Origin of the sequence: Sulfitobacter aestuariivivens, from assembly GCF_014763045.1 — a bacterium.
Lineage (GTDB): Bacteria > Pseudomonadota > Alphaproteobacteria > Rhodobacterales > Rhodobacteraceae > Sulfitobacter > Sulfitobacter aestuariivivens.
Genome location: NZ_JACTAG010000001.1, coordinates 1573334 through 1588569 on the forward strand (window position 1 = coordinate 1573334; position 15236 = coordinate 1588569).

The following is a 15236-nucleotide window of genomic DNA, read 5'->3' on the forward strand; positions in this document are numbered from 1 at the left end:
GACCGGTCCACTGCCGTTTGCAGCGGCAGTGGACCTATCCGGCAATGTATCCGCCATCCACAACCAGTTCCGCACCCGTCATGTATGAGGCATCGTCACTGGCCAGAAACAGCACCGCACGCGCGATTTCGCGTGGTTGTGCCAACCGGCCCATCGGTATTCTAGCGACCCCAGCCGCAACGAATTCCTCAGCCTTGTCGCCAAGGCTTTCAAGCGCGCGACCGACAAGCGGTGTTTCTGTATATCCTGCGTGGATCGAATTGATGCGAATGGGCCACCCGCGCCGGGCGCAATCAACCGCCGCAGCCTTGGTTGATGATCGCACACCCCCCTTTGTCGCGGCGTAGGCTGCCAGATACGGTTCACCGACCATTGCCGCGATGGACGAGTTATTGATGATCGCACCGCCATTTTCCTGCATGGCACGGATTGCGGCCTGCATGCCAAAAAACACCCCTTCAAGATTGACGGCAATCACGCTTCGCAGCTGTTGCTCGGTGGTTTCGTCAATCACGACAAAATCACCGCCGCCCGCGTTGTTGAACAAAACATCCAACCGTCCATGGCGCGAAACGATATCCTGAACAAGTGTTGTCCAACCTGAGGCGTCAGTCGTGTCTTGCCTGTGCGTCTCGATCTTCAGCCCTTCTCCAAGATCGTCCGACAACGCATCCTCCAGCCCCGTCTTGTTGATGTCCGTGGCCACCACGATGGCACCCTCGGACGCAAATTCCATTGCAGTCGCCAGACCAATTCCACTGGCGGCCCCGGTGATTAATACAACTTTATCTTCAAAACGACGCATCTGCTTATCCAATCTATTCTGTGTCTCAGGCCTGAGCTGGGCATGGTAGCCCATTAAATTGACTCCAGCGGTTTGGATCAAAGTCAAGTGCGCAGCATCGCAGAACACAATGAGGCAGCTCCGAACAAGATCCCCATTTTCAACCAATAGTTGGATTGATTTGACCGCTCAGTTCACGGATGGCGGCGCTTTTTGAGCCTGCGGATAAGGCCCGCGCTGCACCTTTTGCGCCGTCCGCTGCAACCGCCAAGCAGTGATCCGATCGGAAGCGCCCTTCACACTTCTGCCAATCAACCAACTCGCAGCAATGGGCTGATGGGCGCCAGACATGTCTCGACAATGGTGCCCATTCGGTGTGTCGTGTGATCGAAACGAATAGGATACTTAGGCCAGGCCAATGTCGCGGATTGCAATTTTGGGAAACACGGCTGGTGGGAAATCCACGCTGGCAAGGCACCTCGCTAAAACCCGTAATCTACCGCACATCGAGATAGATAAAATCTACTGGATGCCAGACTGGACCACGGTGCCATCAGACATCTACGAACAGCGTCATGGTGCCGCTATTGAAAGACCTGAGTGGATCATCGACGGCGGCGGGGACCTGGCATCCGTTCAAATGCGCGTTGATCGTGCGACCGAATTGATCTTGATAGATTTTCCGCTTTGGGTTCACTTCTGGCGCGCGGCAGAGCGGCAAATGGCTTGGGCAAACGGCACCCTTCAACATCCCCCGGGGGGTGGACAGCAGATGCCGCCTACAGGTCGTTTGTTCGAAATCATCTGGGACGTGGATCGGGAATGGATGCCGATCCTTCGCAATCTCTGTGACACGCATGAGGCCCTTGGCAAGTGCGTCGTTCGCTTGACATCACCAGATGACCTAGACGCCTTCATTGAGTCTGGCTAATTGGCGGGGTCTGGACTGAACCAAAGTAGTTGAAAGTGAACCTCTCTCGCTTGGCACACCTGGGTCCCTTCTCAGGGACCTTCTTATCAGGGTCGCAATTGCGTCCAGACGGCCAAACCGACGACCACCAGCATGGCAGTGGCCATCGCCATGTTGACCCGCCGCTGGGTGCTCGGGGCCAACGCCAGTTCGCGCAGACGCAATCCCGCCCAAAGCCAGCCGAAATGAATAGGCAGCCATATCACGTTAAGGACCAGCACCTTGAGCATGACCTCGACCGGGACGTTACCCGGCAGAAAGTTAAAGCCGGAAACCACCGCTGTGTTCACCGCATATGCCTTGGGGTTGATCACCTGCAACAGAATGCCGCCGCGCACGCCTGGCGGGGTGGCCCGTTCAATAAAGGCAATCCGGGCACCGGCAAAAGCGATCCGCGCTGCGAGGTAAAGCAGGTAGGCGGTCGATGCCGCCATCAGCAGGGTGCGAATACGCGGGTCTGCAAGGATCAGCGCCGCAGCACCCGTTACGACAGCGAAAAGTACCAGATTGTTACCCAGAAAGAGGCCCAGCAAATACCGGCGTCCAGGCCCTGCGCCGAATCCCGACCCGACACCCGCCAGCGACAGAACCCCGGGGCCCGGGGTCACAATCAGAAAAAAGACTGCCAGCGCAAAGGTGACCATCAGTGGCCGCCCAGCACTCCGGTACGGACCGAATAGTCGACCGCCAGACCATAGTCCGGGTCATCGTCGCTGTCGATCATCAGGTGCCCTGCCCTGTTCAGCAGCGCATGACAGTCCCGGCTGAGATGACGCAGCATTACGGCTTTGCCCGCGTCCTCGTACTTGCCTGCAATGGCTTCGATGGCCTGCAGGGCGGATTGGTCCACGACACGGCTGTCGTTGAAGTCGATGATCACCTTGTCGGGGTCATTCTCGACATCGAAAAGCTCTGAGAATCCATCTGATGAGCCAAAGAAAAGCGGCCCGTGGATTTCATAAACCCTGGCCCCGGCTTCGGTGTGGGATTGCCGTGTGGTGGCGTGAATGCGGCGCGCATTGTTCCACGCATAGGCCAGTGCCGAGACGATCACGCCAACAACCACCGCCACCGCGAGGTCCTCCATCACGGTCACGACGGTCACCAGAAGGATCACAAAGGCATCCGTCAGCGGCACCTTGCGCAGGATGGTCAGCGAATTCCACGCAAACGTCCCGATCACCACCATGAACATCACGCCCACAAGGGCTGCCAGCGGGATCTGTTCGATCAAGGGCGCACCGACAAGAATAAAGAGCAGCAGAAACACCGCCGCCGCGATCCCTGCCACCCGCGTGCGGCCCCCTGATTTCACATTGATCATGGACTGTCCGATCATGGCGCAACCGCCCATCCCGCCAAAAAATCCGGTGACGGTGTTGGCCATGCCCTGTGCGATACACTCCTGACTGGCCCCGCCCCGCGTATTGGTCATGTCGCCCACAAGGTTAAGCGTCAGCAGACTTTCGATCAGGCCGATCGCGGCAAGGATCACAGCGTAAGGTGCGATGATGTAAAGCGTTTCAAGGGTGAAGGGCGCAAGGGCGGTCCCGTAAAGGCCAGTCCCTTCACCGAAGGGGTTGTGAAACATCGGAAAGCCGCCCTCGATAGAGGCCAGATCACCCACCCGCGGCACATCCATACCAGTAAAGATGACCACTGCCGCCACAATCCCGATACCTGCCAAAGGCGCCGGAATGATCCGTGTGATGCGCGGCATGACCCAGATGATCGCCATCGTGGCCCCCACCAGTGTCAGCATTAAAAAGAGCGGCTGACCGGATAGCCATTCGCCGCCGCCCATGCCATGCCCGGTGTTTTCCATCGTTCCGGGGACTTTGAACTGGCTCATCTGAGCCAGAAAGATCACGATCGCAAGCCCGTTGACAAACCCCAGCATGACCGGATGCGGCACCAACCGGATAAACTTGCCCCACTGCATGACACCCGCAAATACCTGCAAAAGACCCATCAGAACAACGGTCGCAAAGAGATATTCAACACCGTGCTGCGCTACAAGCGCAACCATCACGACGGCCAAAGCCCCCGTCGCGCCCGAAATCATACCCGGCCGTCCGCCGATCAGCGCCGTTATCAACCCGACCAGAAATGCGGCATAAAGCCCCACAAGCGGGTGCACGCCTGCAACAAAGGCAAACGCCACCGCCTCGGGCACCAGCGCAAGTGCGACAGTAAGGCCAGACAGCAGTTCAATCCGCAGGCGGCCGACGGTAAAGCCATCCTCCGGCATCCAGCGCAAATCGGTCACATTCAGGTTCTTGGCGAAATTGTGCAGCGTGGCGCGCAAGGGGGATATCCTTTGGGAGGGGTCCGGTGCTGGGCGTCCTAGAGGGTTTTCCGTAGGATGGAAAGCAGTGTTCAGCCCCGCGCGGCGCATTTGCCGATACACCAGGGTGGTCGCCTCGAAAGCAGGCATATTTGGTACGGGTCGCAGTTGCATTCTGGCGCGGGGCACGCCACCTTTCCCGGGCACATTCAGACAGGGCCAATCATGACAAATACCAAAATCGCCGTGATCGGCGGCTCCGGCATCTATGACATTGACGGATTGGAAGGGGCCGAATGGGTGACCGTCGAAACCCCATGGGGCCCGCCCTCCGACAAACTATTGACCGGCACGCTGGCGGGCGTTGGCATGGTCTTTCTGCCGCGACACGGACGTGGCCATGTGCATACGCCCACCAGCGTACCCTACCGCGCCAATATCGACGCGCTGAAACGGCTGGGCTGTACGGATGTGATCAGCGTCTCGGCCTGTGGCTCCTTCCGCGAGGAAATGGCACCGGGGGATTTTGTCATTGTGGATCAATTCATTGATCGCACGACCTCACGTGAAAAATCCTTTTTCGGCACGGGCTGTGTCGCCCATGTGAGCGTGGCCCATCCGACCTGCCCGCGCCTTGGCGATGCCTGCGAAACAGCCGCACGGGACGCGGGCATCAGCGTGCACCGCGGTGGCACGTATCTGGCGATGGAGGGGCCGCAATTCTCCACGCTGGCGGAATCAAAGATGTACAGGACAAGCTGGGGCGCGGATGTCATCGGAATGACCAACATGCCCGAAGCCAAGCTCGCCCGCGAGGCGGAGCTTTGCTATGCCTCCGTCGCCATGATCACGGATTACGACAGTTGGCATCCCGACCATGGCGAAGTCGACGTGACCCAGATCATCAAGACGCTGATGGGCAATGCCAACATGGGCCGCGCGCTTGTCAGCCGGCTGCCCGGGCTTTTGGGGTCGGACCGCGCGCCCTGCCCGCACGGCTGTGACCGCGCACTTGAATATGCGATCCTGACACAGCCAGAAGCCCGAGACGCTGGCATGGTGGCCAAGCTCGATGCGGTGGCTGGGCGCGTGCTGTCTTGACCGGGGCGCCTTTGGCAACGGGACCGCAGAGGTATTTGAAAAAGGGTGAAAGCCCAAGTCGGTTGCGCGCGCCGTCAGATGATGTCTTTGATATCGACTGAGCTTACAGGAAAGACGACATGACCTTCGATCTTTGGCTGACTTTCGTTGCCGCCTCGACAGCACTGCTGCTGATACCGGGACCGACCGTCCTTCTGGTGCTGAGCTATGCTCTATCAAAAGGCCGCTCGGTTGCCATGGCCTCTGCTGCGGGGGTGGCGCTGGGGGATCTGGTGGCGATGAGCGCGTCGCTTGCCGGGCTGGGTGCCCTTGTGATGGCCTCTGCCACGCTTTTTCTCGCGTTGAAATGGGTCGGGGCGGCCTATTTGATATGGCTTGGCGTCAGGCTTTTGCGCTCTGCGCCGTCCGCCGGGCTGGCTGTGCCGGCCGCGGATGTCGATGCGCGCCATGTCTTTGGCCATGCGGCCGCAGTAACTGCGCTGAACCCAAAGTCCATTGCGTTTTTCATCGCCTTTGTGCCCCAGTTTATCACCCCCACTGCGCCGCTGCTTGTTCAATTTGCGATCCTGACAGCTACTTTTGTCGGGCTCGCTGCCCTCAATGCGCTGGCCTACGCGCTTTTGGCGGATCGGCTGAGACAGGTCATTGGCCGCCCTTCCGTGCTGGTCTGGCTCACACGCACGGGAGGTGCGACATTGATCGGCATGGGCCTTTTGACTGCCACACTCAGAAAGACAACATCATGAAGAAAGTCGAAGATTACATCCGCACCATCGTCGATTTTCCGCACGAAGGGATCATGTTTCGCGATGTGACCACCCTGTTTGCGGATCCGCGTGGGTTTCGCATGGCCATCGATCAGATGCTGCACCCATACGCGGGCGTCGAGATTGACAAGGTCGTCGGTCTGGAGGCGCGCGGGTTCATTCTTGGTGGCGCCATCGCGCACCAGCTAAGCGTGGGTTTCGTGCCGATCCGAAAGAAAGGCAAACTGCCGGGCACGACCATCAGCCAGGATTACAAGCTGGAATACGGCGAGGCGATCGTTGAGATTCACGATGACGCGATTGAAGCTGGAGAGAAGGTGCTGGTTGTGGATGACCTGCTTGCGACCGGCGGCACAGCCGAGGCAGGCATCAAACTGCTGGAACGTCTGGGGGGAGAGATCGTGTCGACCGCCTTTATCATCGATCTGCCCGATCTGGGGGGTCGCGCCAGGCTGGAAGCGATGGGTATGGAAGTCCACGCGCTGTGCGCGTTCGAGGGCCTTTGAAGACAGCCGTGTCGGGAGATCCTGTCGTTTTGTGATTTGAGCGGAACGGCTTGGCCTTGCCGGGCGTTGGGGCATGAACGTGTGCACTGTCAGGAAAGCCCCCCATGCCCAAGGACACCCAAAGCGATACACCGGTACTGGACGCGGTCCTGAACCATGTGGATATCTCGGATGACGCGCGCAAGATGCTCAAAGCCCCCAAGCGGCGGCTTGAGGTATCAGTCCCGATCCGGCGCGACGACGGCACGCTGGCTGTTTTTCGTGGATGGCGGGTCCAGTACAACGATGTGCTGGGGCCTACAAAGGGGGGCATTCGATTTCACCCCGGTGTCAACTTGGACGAAGTCACTGAACTTGCGCGCTGGATGACGATCAAATGCGCCCTGATGGACCTGCCCTTTGGCGGTGCCAAGGGCGGCGTGCAAGTCGACCCAAAGGAGTTGTCGCGCCAAGAGGTTGAGCGCGTTGCCCGTTCCTTCGTCCGCGAGATCGCCGATGTCATAGGACCCGACAGCGACATTCCCGCGCCGGATGTGAATACCAACGGTCGGGTCATGGGGTGGATGGTTGACGAATACGCCAAGATCACCCGCGCGCATCATCCGGCTGTGATCACCGGTAAACCCTTGCCATTGGGCGGATCAGAAGGACGGGTGGCAGCGACGGGTCAGGGCGCGCTTTATGTGTTGCAGGAGTGGGCAGAGCGAGCGGACAAATCCCCCGAAGACGTTACCGTCGCCGTTCAGGGTTTTGGCAACGCGGGTGCACATTTTGCGATGCTGGCCCATGAGGCAGGTTTCAGGATCGTTGCGGTCTCGGACTCTGGCGGGGCGATCTACGCACCGGACGGGTTGGATCCCGCGCCGTTGCATGAAGAGAAACAGAAGGGCACCGATCTGGACCAGATTTATTCAGAAGGGTCCGTGAAGGACAGCGCGGATCACGAGGAACTGGACCCGGAAGCCCTGTTAGAGCTTGAGGTGGATGTGCTCGCGCTCGCCGCTTTGCAGGATGCGGTCACATCCGACAACGTTCGCGACCTGAACGCCTCCGTCATCCTTGAGATTGCGAATGGGCCGGTCAGCCCGGATGCGGACGCAGCATTGGAAGACGCAGGCGTTGCTGTGCTACCGGACGTTCTCGCCAATGCGGGCGGCGTGACAGTCAGCTATTATGAGTGGGTACAAGGACGGACCGGCGAACGATGGGACGCTGACACGGTGAAAGACAGGCTAAAGAACCGGTTTGACCGTGTCACACCAGATGTTTTTGATCGAGCCGAACAAGACGACACCTCTTTGCGGCACGCGGCCTACGCGCTCGCGGTAGAGCGCATTGCGGCAGCAATCGAAAGCCGAGGGGATTCGTGCTATTTCAACGACTAAGCGTCAATCGCGCAGAACCGCGCCAGGGTTCATGATGCCCTTGGGATCAAGCGCGCTTTTGATGGCGCGCATGGCGGCCAGTTTTGCCGGATCACCATAGCGTTCCAGATCCGCGACCTTGAACCGCCCGATCCCGTGCTCGGCGCTGATCGCGCCGCCAAGTTCATCCGCCAACTGGTGCACGGTGCCCTGAATCTCTGTGCTCATTGAAGCATAAGTATCGCGGGACTCACCTGCTGGCGGGAAAATGTTGTAGTGTAAATTGCCGTCCCCCACATGGCCAAAGCAATTGATCCGAAAGGGCCCAAGCGCTGCAATGCGTCGGTCTGCGGTTGCAATGAAGTCGGAAAGCGCGCCCAAAGGCACAGAGATATCATGCGAGGCGATGCTCCCAATCAGGCGATTTGCCTCGGGGATGTATTCGCGCACGCGCCAAAGGTCCTGCGATTGCGCATCGCTTTGGGCGATGACGCCGTCCGATGTAAGATCCGCCTCCAGAGCTACCTCGAAAAGGGTTTCCAGCGCGTCTTGCGCTGTTCCCTTCCCGCTCAGCCCCAGTTCAATCAGGACGCACCATTCTGGCAGACCCACAAAAGGCAGCCGTACATCCGGCAAGACCTCTTCAAGAAAGACCAACCCCTGCCTGTGGATCAGTTCGAACGCGCTGACCATCTCTCCAAAGTGGTCCCGCGCCATGGAGAGCAACGAAAGGGCCGCCTGCGGGCTGTCCACAACCAACATCGCCGTTGCCTGGCTTTTGGGCCGCGCAAACAACTTAAGCGTGGCGGCGGTGATCACGCCAAGCGTCCCCTCCGACCCGATCAGCAAATGACGCAGGTCATAGCCAGTGTTGTTCTTTCGCAACCGCGTGAGTCCATTCCAGATCTGGCCGTCGGGCAGGACCGCCTCCAGCCCAAGGGATAGCTCCCGCGCATTACCATATCGCAGCACGCCCGTACCCCCCGCATTGGTGGCAAGATTGCCGCCAATCGTCGCCGACCCTTCCGCGGCCAGCGACAGCGGGAACACGCGCTCTGCCTCAACCGCGGCGGCCTGGACATCCGCCAGGATCGTGCCCGCTTCGACGGTGATCACGTTCTCTTGCGGATAGACGGCGCGCACTTGGTTCATCCGCTCAAGCGACAGCAGCAGCGGCGCAGGCCCCTCCGGGACCACCTGCCCCCCGACCAGGCCAGTACCACCGCCATAAGGCACAACACCGACTTTTGCCGCATCCGCATGTCGGATCAACTTCGCCACGTCCTCTACGGTTCGTGGGCATGCCAAAAGCCCCGACTGCCCCTGCCACCGCCCGCGCGGTTCGTGCAGATAACGCGGCTCCATCGGCCGCAGAATATCCTCTGGCAGGTCGGCGCGCAGTCGCTGCTCAAAATCGATGTCCGCGGGTCGAAGCGTCATACCCCTTGATCCGCCGCTGGCGCGGCAGATGCAAGCGTTACCTGTCAGCGCGCAGATAGGCGGGGCGCAGCACCATGATGGTCGGCCGAGACGGCAATCGGTCGACCGATACCGTCAACCCCGGCCCGTCCAGTTCGACAACCGCGAACTCATCCTGCATCCCCCGCAGGAAGTCGTCCAATGCAAGTTGGGAAAACCAATGCATCGGGATGACGATGGAGGACTTGAGCCGCTTAAGCACACGGATCATCGTCGGCTGATCCAGGGTAAAGCCGCCATCCACCGGGGCCATCACCACATCCAGACGGCCAATCGCGGCGTACTGTCCGGCATCGGGTTCATGATGCAGATGGCCCAGATGCCCAATGCACAGGCCCGCCATCTCAAAGATAAAGATCGAATTGCCTTCAGTTTCGATCCCCGAGAAAACCGACCGGATATCTGTGGATACATTGCGCACCAGAACCTCGCCCAGATCAACCTTGTGATCAATCCCTTCCCCGAAGGGCCCCCACCCGGGCAGCGCATGGGGAATGGCGGGATCAGGGAAGGCCGTCCAGTGACTTTCGTGGGCGTGGTTCATCGTGACCACATCCGGGATCAGCGGCAAGGTGCCAGTAAAGCCGGTATAGTCTGTGACCATGTTCAGCCCGCCATGGCTGCGGATAAGAAACGAGGCGTGGGCGATGTAGTGTAGATACACCTCTTCGGCAGGTACATCCGGCAAACTGGCGAGGGTGACATACGCCATGCCGTCGGTTGCCTCCGCCAGGGCGATGCAATGGCTTGGCGTGCGGTCTTGTGCCTGACCTGACATCGGCACGGTCAAAAGTAACGTGATAAGGATGAAAACTCTGATGACCATCGGTGGTGCCTCCCCACGCGAGAGCGTAGCATCTCATCGGGAGAACCCAAAGGAATTCGCCCCTGCAGGACCGCGATCGGCACCAATGTGAAAACCCTGCTGAATTTTGGGTCACTACTGATTGAGGGTTTGGAGATTGGGAAGCGCCTATGATAATTGGCCCTGATCCCAGTCCCGATTCTTTCGACACGTCTCTTTTAGACTTACAGTGGCTACGCTGACTTCCGCAACATAGTGCACGCATCCGCAACCATTTGATGCCCCCTTCCGGTGCAGGTCGCTAGCCCGCCTCGGTCTTTCCCCGCCGGTCCCTGCGCAGGGCGGCATAAAGGACATGCGTGCGCCAGCGGCCGTCGATTTGCAGATAGCTCTGGGCCACCCCTTCGTATTTGAAACCGGTCTTTTCCAGCAACCCGCGCGAGGCCGCGTTTTCCGGCAGGCATGCGGCTTCGATCCGACTGAGGTCCAACCGGGTGAACGCATAGTGCACGATCGCCTCAATCGCCTCGCGCATATAGCCCTGCCGCGCGAAGGGGGCACCGGTCCAGTACCCCAAGGTGCCCGCCTGCGACGGGCCGCGGCGGACGTTATCCAGTGTGATCGCCCCCAGCAGAACCTGATCCTCGCGCCGGATCAGAAACAGCGGCAAGGCAGTGCCACCCGAAACCGATCGCTGCGCCCAATAGACCCGGTTGGTGAAGGCCTTGCGGGTCAGGTGATCCTGGGCCCATGCCGGTTCCCATTTCGTCAGCGTTTCCCGGCTTTTCACGCGCAAGGCGGACCATTCGCGGAAATCAGAATGCACCGGCGGGCGCAGCATCAGGCGATCCGTATCAATCCGCAGTTTCCGTCGCAGCAACAGCATCAGGCAGCGCGGCGCTCTTGTAATGCCTCAAGGGTGGGAGCCCCCTCAATCGGACCGTATAGCGCCAGGGCTGTGGGGGCGGCCCCTGCCATGTGCTGGGCCATGTCGCGCACGTCGCCGGTGGTAACGGCGTCGATACGTTCGATGGTTTCCTCCAGCGGCGGAATGCGGTCCCAGATCTGAATGAGCCGCGCCAACCGCTCTGCCCGGTTTGACGGGCTTTCCAGACCCATCAACAGCCCGGCCTTCATCTGGGCCCGGGCGCGGGCCACCTCGGCGGGGCTCATGTCCTCAGCGGCGCGCTTCATTTCATCAATGGTGATCCCGGCAAGCTCAGGCAGTTGTTCGCCTGACGTGCCCGCATAGATCGTCATCATGCCGGTGTCGGCATAGGCCCCCGCCTGTGCAAAGATCGAATAACACAGGCCGCGATGTTCCCGGATCTCCTGAAAAAGACGCGAGGACATGCCGCCTCCCAGCGCAGAGGCGTATATCTGCGCCACATAGATGTCGTCCGCCCGGTAGCCCGGCGATTCAAAACCAAGCGCAAAATGGGCCTGTTCCAGTGGTTTAAGCTGCCGCGTCTCCCCGCCGGTGAACCGGGCCGGGTCCATGTCAAAGGCCGGTTTACCCGGCATGTCCCCAAACAGATCCTCGGCCATACGGACTATTTCATCGTGGTCCACTGCGCCTGCGGCAGCGAGGATCATCTGCTCGGGGCCATAGTGTTGCCCAATGAAACCCGACAGGTCGGATTGACTGAACGCTGACACGCGCTCGGCCGGGCCAAGGATGGTGCGACCCATTGGCTGATCAGGATAGGCTTGTTCCTGCAACCAGTCAAAGATCACGTCATCCGGCGTGTCGAGCGCCTGACCGATCTCTTGCAGAATGACACCACGCTCAATTTCGATCTCGCCCGGATCAAGGATAGGATTGCGCAGAATGTCAGCGATCACATCCAGCCCCAGCGCCACATCGTTTTCAAGAACCCGCACGTAATAGGCCGTCACCTCGCGGCTGGTGTAGGCGTTGATGTAGCCGCCCACGTCCTCGATGGCTTCGGCAATCTGCAACGCACTGCGCTTTTGCGTGCCCTTGAACGCCATATGCTCCAGAAAATGCGCAATCCCGTTCTGCTGCGGTGTCTCGTGGCGCGCGCCAGCGGTGACCCAGACCCCGATCGAGGCAGAGGCAAGACTGGGCATATGTTCGGTCACAACGCGGAAACCGTTGGACAGGCGATGTTGGTTCAGGCTCACGCGGACAGGTTTCCTTTGATGTGGGCCTTGAGGGCCTCAAGGTCGTTGGGCAAACGCGTCACACGTTCGTCGCGATCGAAAAGATCGCGCATGCGCGGTGGCAGGTCAGGCCGGATGCCGGTCGCTTTTTCCACCGCATCGGGAAACTTTGCCGGATGGGCGGTTGCCAGCGTGATCATCGGAACTGCGGCATCGCGCATTTCTTCGGCCACTTTCACACCAACAGCGGAATGGGGGCACAAAAGCTCACCGGTTGCTTCCAGCATGTGGGTGATGGTCTGCATCGTTTCTTCTTCGGTCGCACGCCCTGAATCGTAGTGCTCGCGCAGCGATTCCATCGCACCCTGCGAGACGTCAAAGCCGCCCTCCGCCAGTTCCGCCATTTGCTGCACCACCGCCAACGCATCGCGGTCATAAGCGTCAAAAAGCGCGCGCTCGAAATTGGAAGACACCTGAATGTCCATCGAGGGGCTGATCGACGGATGCGTAGGGCCCTTGTGATAGCCCTGCCCTTTGAGGCATCGATCCAGAATGTCGTTCTGATTGGTGGCCACGATCAGCCTATCTATGGGCAGACCCATCCGCTTGGCGACGTAGCCGGCAAAGATGTCGCCAAAGTTGCCCGTCGGGACCGTAAAGCTGACTTTGCGATCTGGTGCGCCCAAAGACACCGCGGACGTAAAGTAATAGACAACTTGCGCAAGAACGCGGCCCCAGTTTATGGAATTCACCCCCGCCAGTTTCACCCCATCACGGAACTCAAAATCGTTGAACATGTCTTTCAGCCGGGCCTGACAATCGTCAAAGTCCCCCTCAAGCGCCAGCGCGTGCACATTGCTCTCGACAGGCGTGGTCATCTGGCGGCGCTGCACCTCAGAGACGCGGCCATGGGGAAACAGAATGAACACATCCACATTATCAAGTCCCTTGAACGCCTCAATAGCGGCAGAGCCGGTATCGCCAGAGGTCGCGCCGACAATCGTGACCCGGCTCCCCTTGCGGCCCAGCGCTGTCTGGAACATCTGGCCAATCAACTGCATGGCAAAGTCTTTGAAAGCCAGCGTTGGCCCGTGAAAGAGTTCCAGCAGGAAATGGTTGGGGGCAAGCTGCACCATGGGCGCGCGCGCTGTGTGACCGATCACGGCATAGGCCTCATCAATCAGTGCCCGGAACACCTCGTCGGTAAATGTGTCCCCAATGAAGGGGCGCATGACCGCAAAGGCGACCTCCTCATAACTTTTTCCGGCCAGTGCTGCGATCTCTTGATGGGTCAGCGTCGGAATGGTTTCGGGCACATAAAGCCCGCCGTCGCGGGCAAGGCCGGTCAGCATCGCCTCTTCAAAGCTCAGGGCGGGGGCAGTGCCACGGGTAGAGATATAGCGCATTTCGTCAGCTTTCCGATGGATGCGCCCTGCGACGCAAAAAATAGAATGACATGGCAAGCCACAGGGCCGCCAGAGAGAACCACGTGATGGCGTATTGCAAGTGATTGTTGGGGATGCGGCTGGTGTCTACGGGCAAGGGCGTCGCGCCGATGGCTGACTCCGACATCTCCCGGGCAACCAGCAAAATGGGCCGGGTATCAAGCTGATCGGCCATAGCCGCGACATCGCGGGCGAACCAGATGTTGTTGTCCAGATCCGGCGTGGGTGTGAAACTGTCGGTCTCGTCAGGCCACTGCAGATTGCCCGTCACCGTGACCGTCCCATCCGACGGATTCGAGGGCGCGGCGGGCAGCTGGGCCCCGGTCGGTACAAACCCATGATCCAAGAGGATCGGGCCTGTATCAGTCTCTAGCGCTGAAATGATGCGATAACCTGCGCCTTCGACCTTTTGGGAAACCAGGACACGCACATAAGTGTCACGCCAGATCCCCGTCACTGTGACCGGCAAGAACGCATGCTTGTCAGCCACCGGGTCCGCAGGCAATTCAACCGCCTGGGCCTTGAGGCGTGCGTCGATATCCGCGATCACCCCTTCCTTCCACGCCAGCCGCTGCACCTGCCAGACGCCAAGCGCGATCAGGATGGCTGCCCCACCCAGTCCCACAATGATCAAGAAAGGCGCCGTGCGCATCAGCTTCTCGTCCGCTCAAATGAAAAGCGCGCGAGGGGTGCTCGCGCGCTCTGGTTTTAGTCACTCAAGTGTCAGGCGCAAGCCCGGTTAGCCGGCAAAGACCGATACGCCCCAGACGTAGACCGCAAAGAAGAGGAACAGCCAGACAACATCAACGAAATGCCAGTACCAGGCTGCCGCCTCAAAGCCTACGTGCTTTTCTGCCGTGAAATCGCCTCGCGCGGCGCGCAGGTAGCACACGAAGAGGAAGATCGTCCCGATGATCACATGCGCGCCGTGAAAGCCCGTCGCCATGAAGAAGGCGGAGAAGAAGGCGTCTTCGCCAAAGGCCCAGCCCTTGTAAAGCAGGTAGCTGTATTCGTAGGCCTGAATGCCCGTGAAGAGCAGCCCCAGTACAACCGCAATCAACAAGCCGTTCTTGATGTCCTTACGCGGGCCGCCATGCACCAGCGCATGGTGCGCCCAGGTCACCGCACAGCCAGAAAGCAGCAGGATCAACGTATTGATCAGCGGCAGATGAAAAGCGTCTACGGCGTAGAATTCCGGCGGGACATATTCCGAACCCGCGTATTCGTTCATTGGATACAGTGCTGGTTTGAAGAAGGTCCAGAACCACGCCACAAAGAACATCACCTCGGACATGATGAACAGGATAAAGCCATAGCGCAGGCCGATGCGCACAACGCCCGTGTGATCCCCCACGTGGCTTTCGATCACCACTTCGCGCCACCAGCCAAACATCGTGTAAAGCACGGCCACGAAGCCAATCAGAAAGAGCCAGGGACCGGTGATCGAGAACAGGCCAAAGATCGGCACACCGTCGGCCATCCAGGCCACCGCGCCAAACAGCATGACAAATCCCGCAACGGCACCCAACAAGGGCCAGATCGAGGGGTTCAGGATGTGATAATCGTGGTCTTTTGCATGGGCCATGGTGGTCGGTCCCTCA

At 59.6% G+C, this 15236-nt stretch carries 15 protein-coding genes; 5 read left to right on the forward strand and 10 right to left on the reverse strand.

From position 1 onward, the window contains the following. Nucleotides 1-34: 34 nt before the first annotated feature. Nucleotides 35-805, reverse strand: coding sequence for an SDR family NAD(P)-dependent oxidoreductase (locus tag H9Q16_RS07740; protein ID WP_216859310.1), 771 nt, complete (start codon nt 803-805; stop codon nt 35-37). A 397-nt stretch (nt 806-1202) separates the two neighbouring features. Between H9Q16_RS07740 and H9Q16_RS07745 the strand changes: the two genes are divergently transcribed. Then, entirely contained in the window at nt 1203-1715 is a 513-nt protein-coding gene (locus H9Q16_RS07745; protein ID WP_191074742.1) for a P-loop NTPase family protein, read from the forward strand. Nucleotides 1716-1801: 86 nt separating this feature from the next. Here the strand turns inward: H9Q16_RS07745 and H9Q16_RS07750 are convergent, their stop codons facing one another. Further along, on the reverse strand, nt 1802-2398 hold the full coding sequence (locus H9Q16_RS07750; RefSeq protein ID WP_191074743.1) for a LysE family translocator: 597 nt from the start codon (nt 2396-2398) through the stop codon (nt 1802-1804). Further along, entirely contained in the window at nt 2398-4005 is a 1608-nt protein-coding gene (locus tag H9Q16_RS07755) for a SulP family inorganic anion transporter (RefSeq protein ID WP_191075201.1), read from the reverse strand. Before H9Q16_RS07755 ends, H9Q16_RS07750 begins: the two co-directional genes overlap by 1 nt. A gap of 261 nt (nt 4006-4266) precedes the next feature. On the opposite strand from H9Q16_RS07755, the gene H9Q16_RS07760 reads away from it, so the two are divergent. From H9Q16_RS07760 to H9Q16_RS07775, 4 genes are all read left to right on the forward strand, one after another. After that, nucleotides 4267-5142, forward strand: a complete 876-nt coding sequence (locus H9Q16_RS07760) for an S-methyl-5'-thioadenosine phosphorylase (protein ID WP_191074744.1) — start codon at nt 4267-4269, stop codon at nt 5140-5142. Nucleotides 5143-5261: 119 nt separating this feature from the next. Next, on the forward strand, nt 5262-5888 hold the full coding sequence (locus H9Q16_RS07765) for a LysE family translocator (protein ID WP_191074745.1): 627 nt from the start codon (nt 5262-5264) through the stop codon (nt 5886-5888). Then, complete coding sequence (locus tag H9Q16_RS07770) at nt 5885-6415, forward strand: adenine phosphoribosyltransferase (RefSeq protein ID WP_191074746.1); 531 nt, start codon at nt 5885-5887, stop codon at nt 6413-6415. Before H9Q16_RS07765 ends, H9Q16_RS07770 begins: the two co-directional genes overlap by 4 nt. A gap of 104 nt (nt 6416-6519) precedes the next feature. Next, nucleotides 6520-7800, forward strand: a complete 1281-nt coding sequence (locus H9Q16_RS07775; RefSeq protein ID WP_191074747.1) for a Glu/Leu/Phe/Val family dehydrogenase — start codon at nt 6520-6522, stop codon at nt 7798-7800. A 3-nt stretch (nt 7801-7803) separates the two neighbouring features. Here H9Q16_RS07775 and H9Q16_RS07780 read toward each other — a convergent pair whose 3' ends face one another. The 7 genes from H9Q16_RS07780 to H9Q16_RS07810 form a co-directional block, all read right to left on the reverse strand. Beyond that, complete coding sequence (locus tag H9Q16_RS07780) at nt 7804-9219, reverse strand: FAD-binding oxidoreductase (protein ID WP_191074748.1); 1416 nt, start codon at nt 9217-9219, stop codon at nt 7804-7806. Nucleotides 9220-9256: 37 nt separating this feature from the next. Beyond that, nucleotides 9257-10084 carry an MBL fold metallo-hydrolase gene (locus H9Q16_RS07785; protein WP_191074749.1) on the reverse strand — a complete coding sequence of 276 codons (828 nt, stop codon included), beginning with the start codon at nt 10082-10084 and terminating at the stop codon, nt 9257-9259. A 280-nt stretch (nt 10085-10364) separates the two neighbouring features. Beyond that, nucleotides 10365-10949 carry a GNAT family N-acetyltransferase gene (locus H9Q16_RS07790; protein WP_191074750.1) on the reverse strand — a complete coding sequence of 195 codons (585 nt, stop codon included), beginning with the start codon at nt 10947-10949 and terminating at the stop codon, nt 10365-10367. Further along, complete coding sequence (locus H9Q16_RS07795) at nt 10949-12211, reverse strand: insulinase family protein (protein ID WP_191074751.1); 1263 nt, start codon at nt 12209-12211, stop codon at nt 10949-10951. The genes H9Q16_RS07790 and H9Q16_RS07795 overlap by 1 nt, the downstream gene beginning before the upstream one ends. Beyond that, complete coding sequence (gene thrC / locus H9Q16_RS07800; RefSeq protein ID WP_191074752.1) at nt 12208-13596, reverse strand: threonine synthase; 1389 nt, start codon at nt 13594-13596, stop codon at nt 12208-12210. Before thrC ends, H9Q16_RS07795 begins: the two co-directional genes overlap by 4 nt. Nucleotides 13597-13600: 4 nt before the next feature. Further along, on the reverse strand, nt 13601-14287 hold the full coding sequence (locus tag H9Q16_RS07805; protein WP_191074753.1) for an SURF1 family protein: 687 nt from the start codon (nt 14285-14287) through the stop codon (nt 13601-13603). 87 nt (nt 14288-14374) lie between these two features. Next, nucleotides 14375-15220, reverse strand: coding sequence for a cytochrome c oxidase subunit 3 (locus tag H9Q16_RS07810; RefSeq protein ID WP_191074754.1), 846 nt, complete (start codon nt 15218-15220; stop codon nt 14375-14377). Nucleotides 15221-15236 lie beyond the last annotated feature (16 nt).

Bases quoted from the DNA above. Each gene is read 5' to 3' on its own strand.
- H9Q16_RS07740 (WP_216859310.1), bottom strand. From the start codon at position 805: ATGCGTCGTTTTGAAGATAAAGTTGTATTAATCACCGGGGCCGCCAGT.
- H9Q16_RS07750 (WP_191074743.1), bottom strand. From the start codon at position 2,398: ATGGTCACCTTTGCGCTGGCAGTCTTTTTTCTGATTGTGACCCCGGGC.
- thrC (WP_191074752.1), bottom strand. From the start codon at position 13,596: ATGCGCTATATCTCTACCCGTGGCACTGCCCCCGCCCTGAGCTTTGAA.
- H9Q16_RS07745 (WP_191074742.1), top strand. From the start codon at position 1,203: ATGTCGCGGATTGCAATTTTGGGAAACACGGCTGGTGGGAAATCCACG.
- H9Q16_RS07780 (WP_191074748.1), bottom strand. From the start codon at position 9,219: ATGACGCTTCGACCCGCGGACATCGATTTTGAGCAGCGACTGCGCGCC.
- H9Q16_RS07755 (WP_191075201.1), bottom strand. From the start codon at position 4,005: ATGCCGGAGGATGGCTTTACCGTCGGCCGCCTGCGGATTGAACTGCTG.
- H9Q16_RS07785 (WP_191074749.1), bottom strand. From the start codon at position 10,084: ATGGTCATCAGAGTTTTCATCCTTATCACGTTACTTTTGACCGTGCCG.
- H9Q16_RS07770 (WP_191074746.1), top strand. From the start codon at position 5,885: ATGAAGAAAGTCGAAGATTACATCCGCACCATCGTCGATTTTCCGCAC.
- H9Q16_RS07805 (WP_191074753.1), bottom strand. From the start codon at position 14,287: ATGCGCACGGCGCCTTTCTTGATCATTGTGGGACTGGGTGGGGCAGCC.
- H9Q16_RS07775 (WP_191074747.1), top strand. From the start codon at position 6,520: ATGCCCAAGGACACCCAAAGCGATACACCGGTACTGGACGCGGTCCTG.
- H9Q16_RS07760 (WP_191074744.1), top strand. From the start codon at position 4,267: ATGACAAATACCAAAATCGCCGTGATCGGCGGCTCCGGCATCTATGAC.
- H9Q16_RS07810 (WP_191074754.1), bottom strand. From the start codon at position 15,220: ATGGCCCATGCAAAAGACCACGATTATCACATCCTGAACCCCTCGATC.
- H9Q16_RS07765 (WP_191074745.1), top strand. From the start codon at position 5,262: ATGACCTTCGATCTTTGGCTGACTTTCGTTGCCGCCTCGACAGCACTG.
- H9Q16_RS07790 (WP_191074750.1), bottom strand. From the start codon at position 10,949: ATGCTGTTGCTGCGACGGAAACTGCGGATTGATACGGATCGCCTGATG.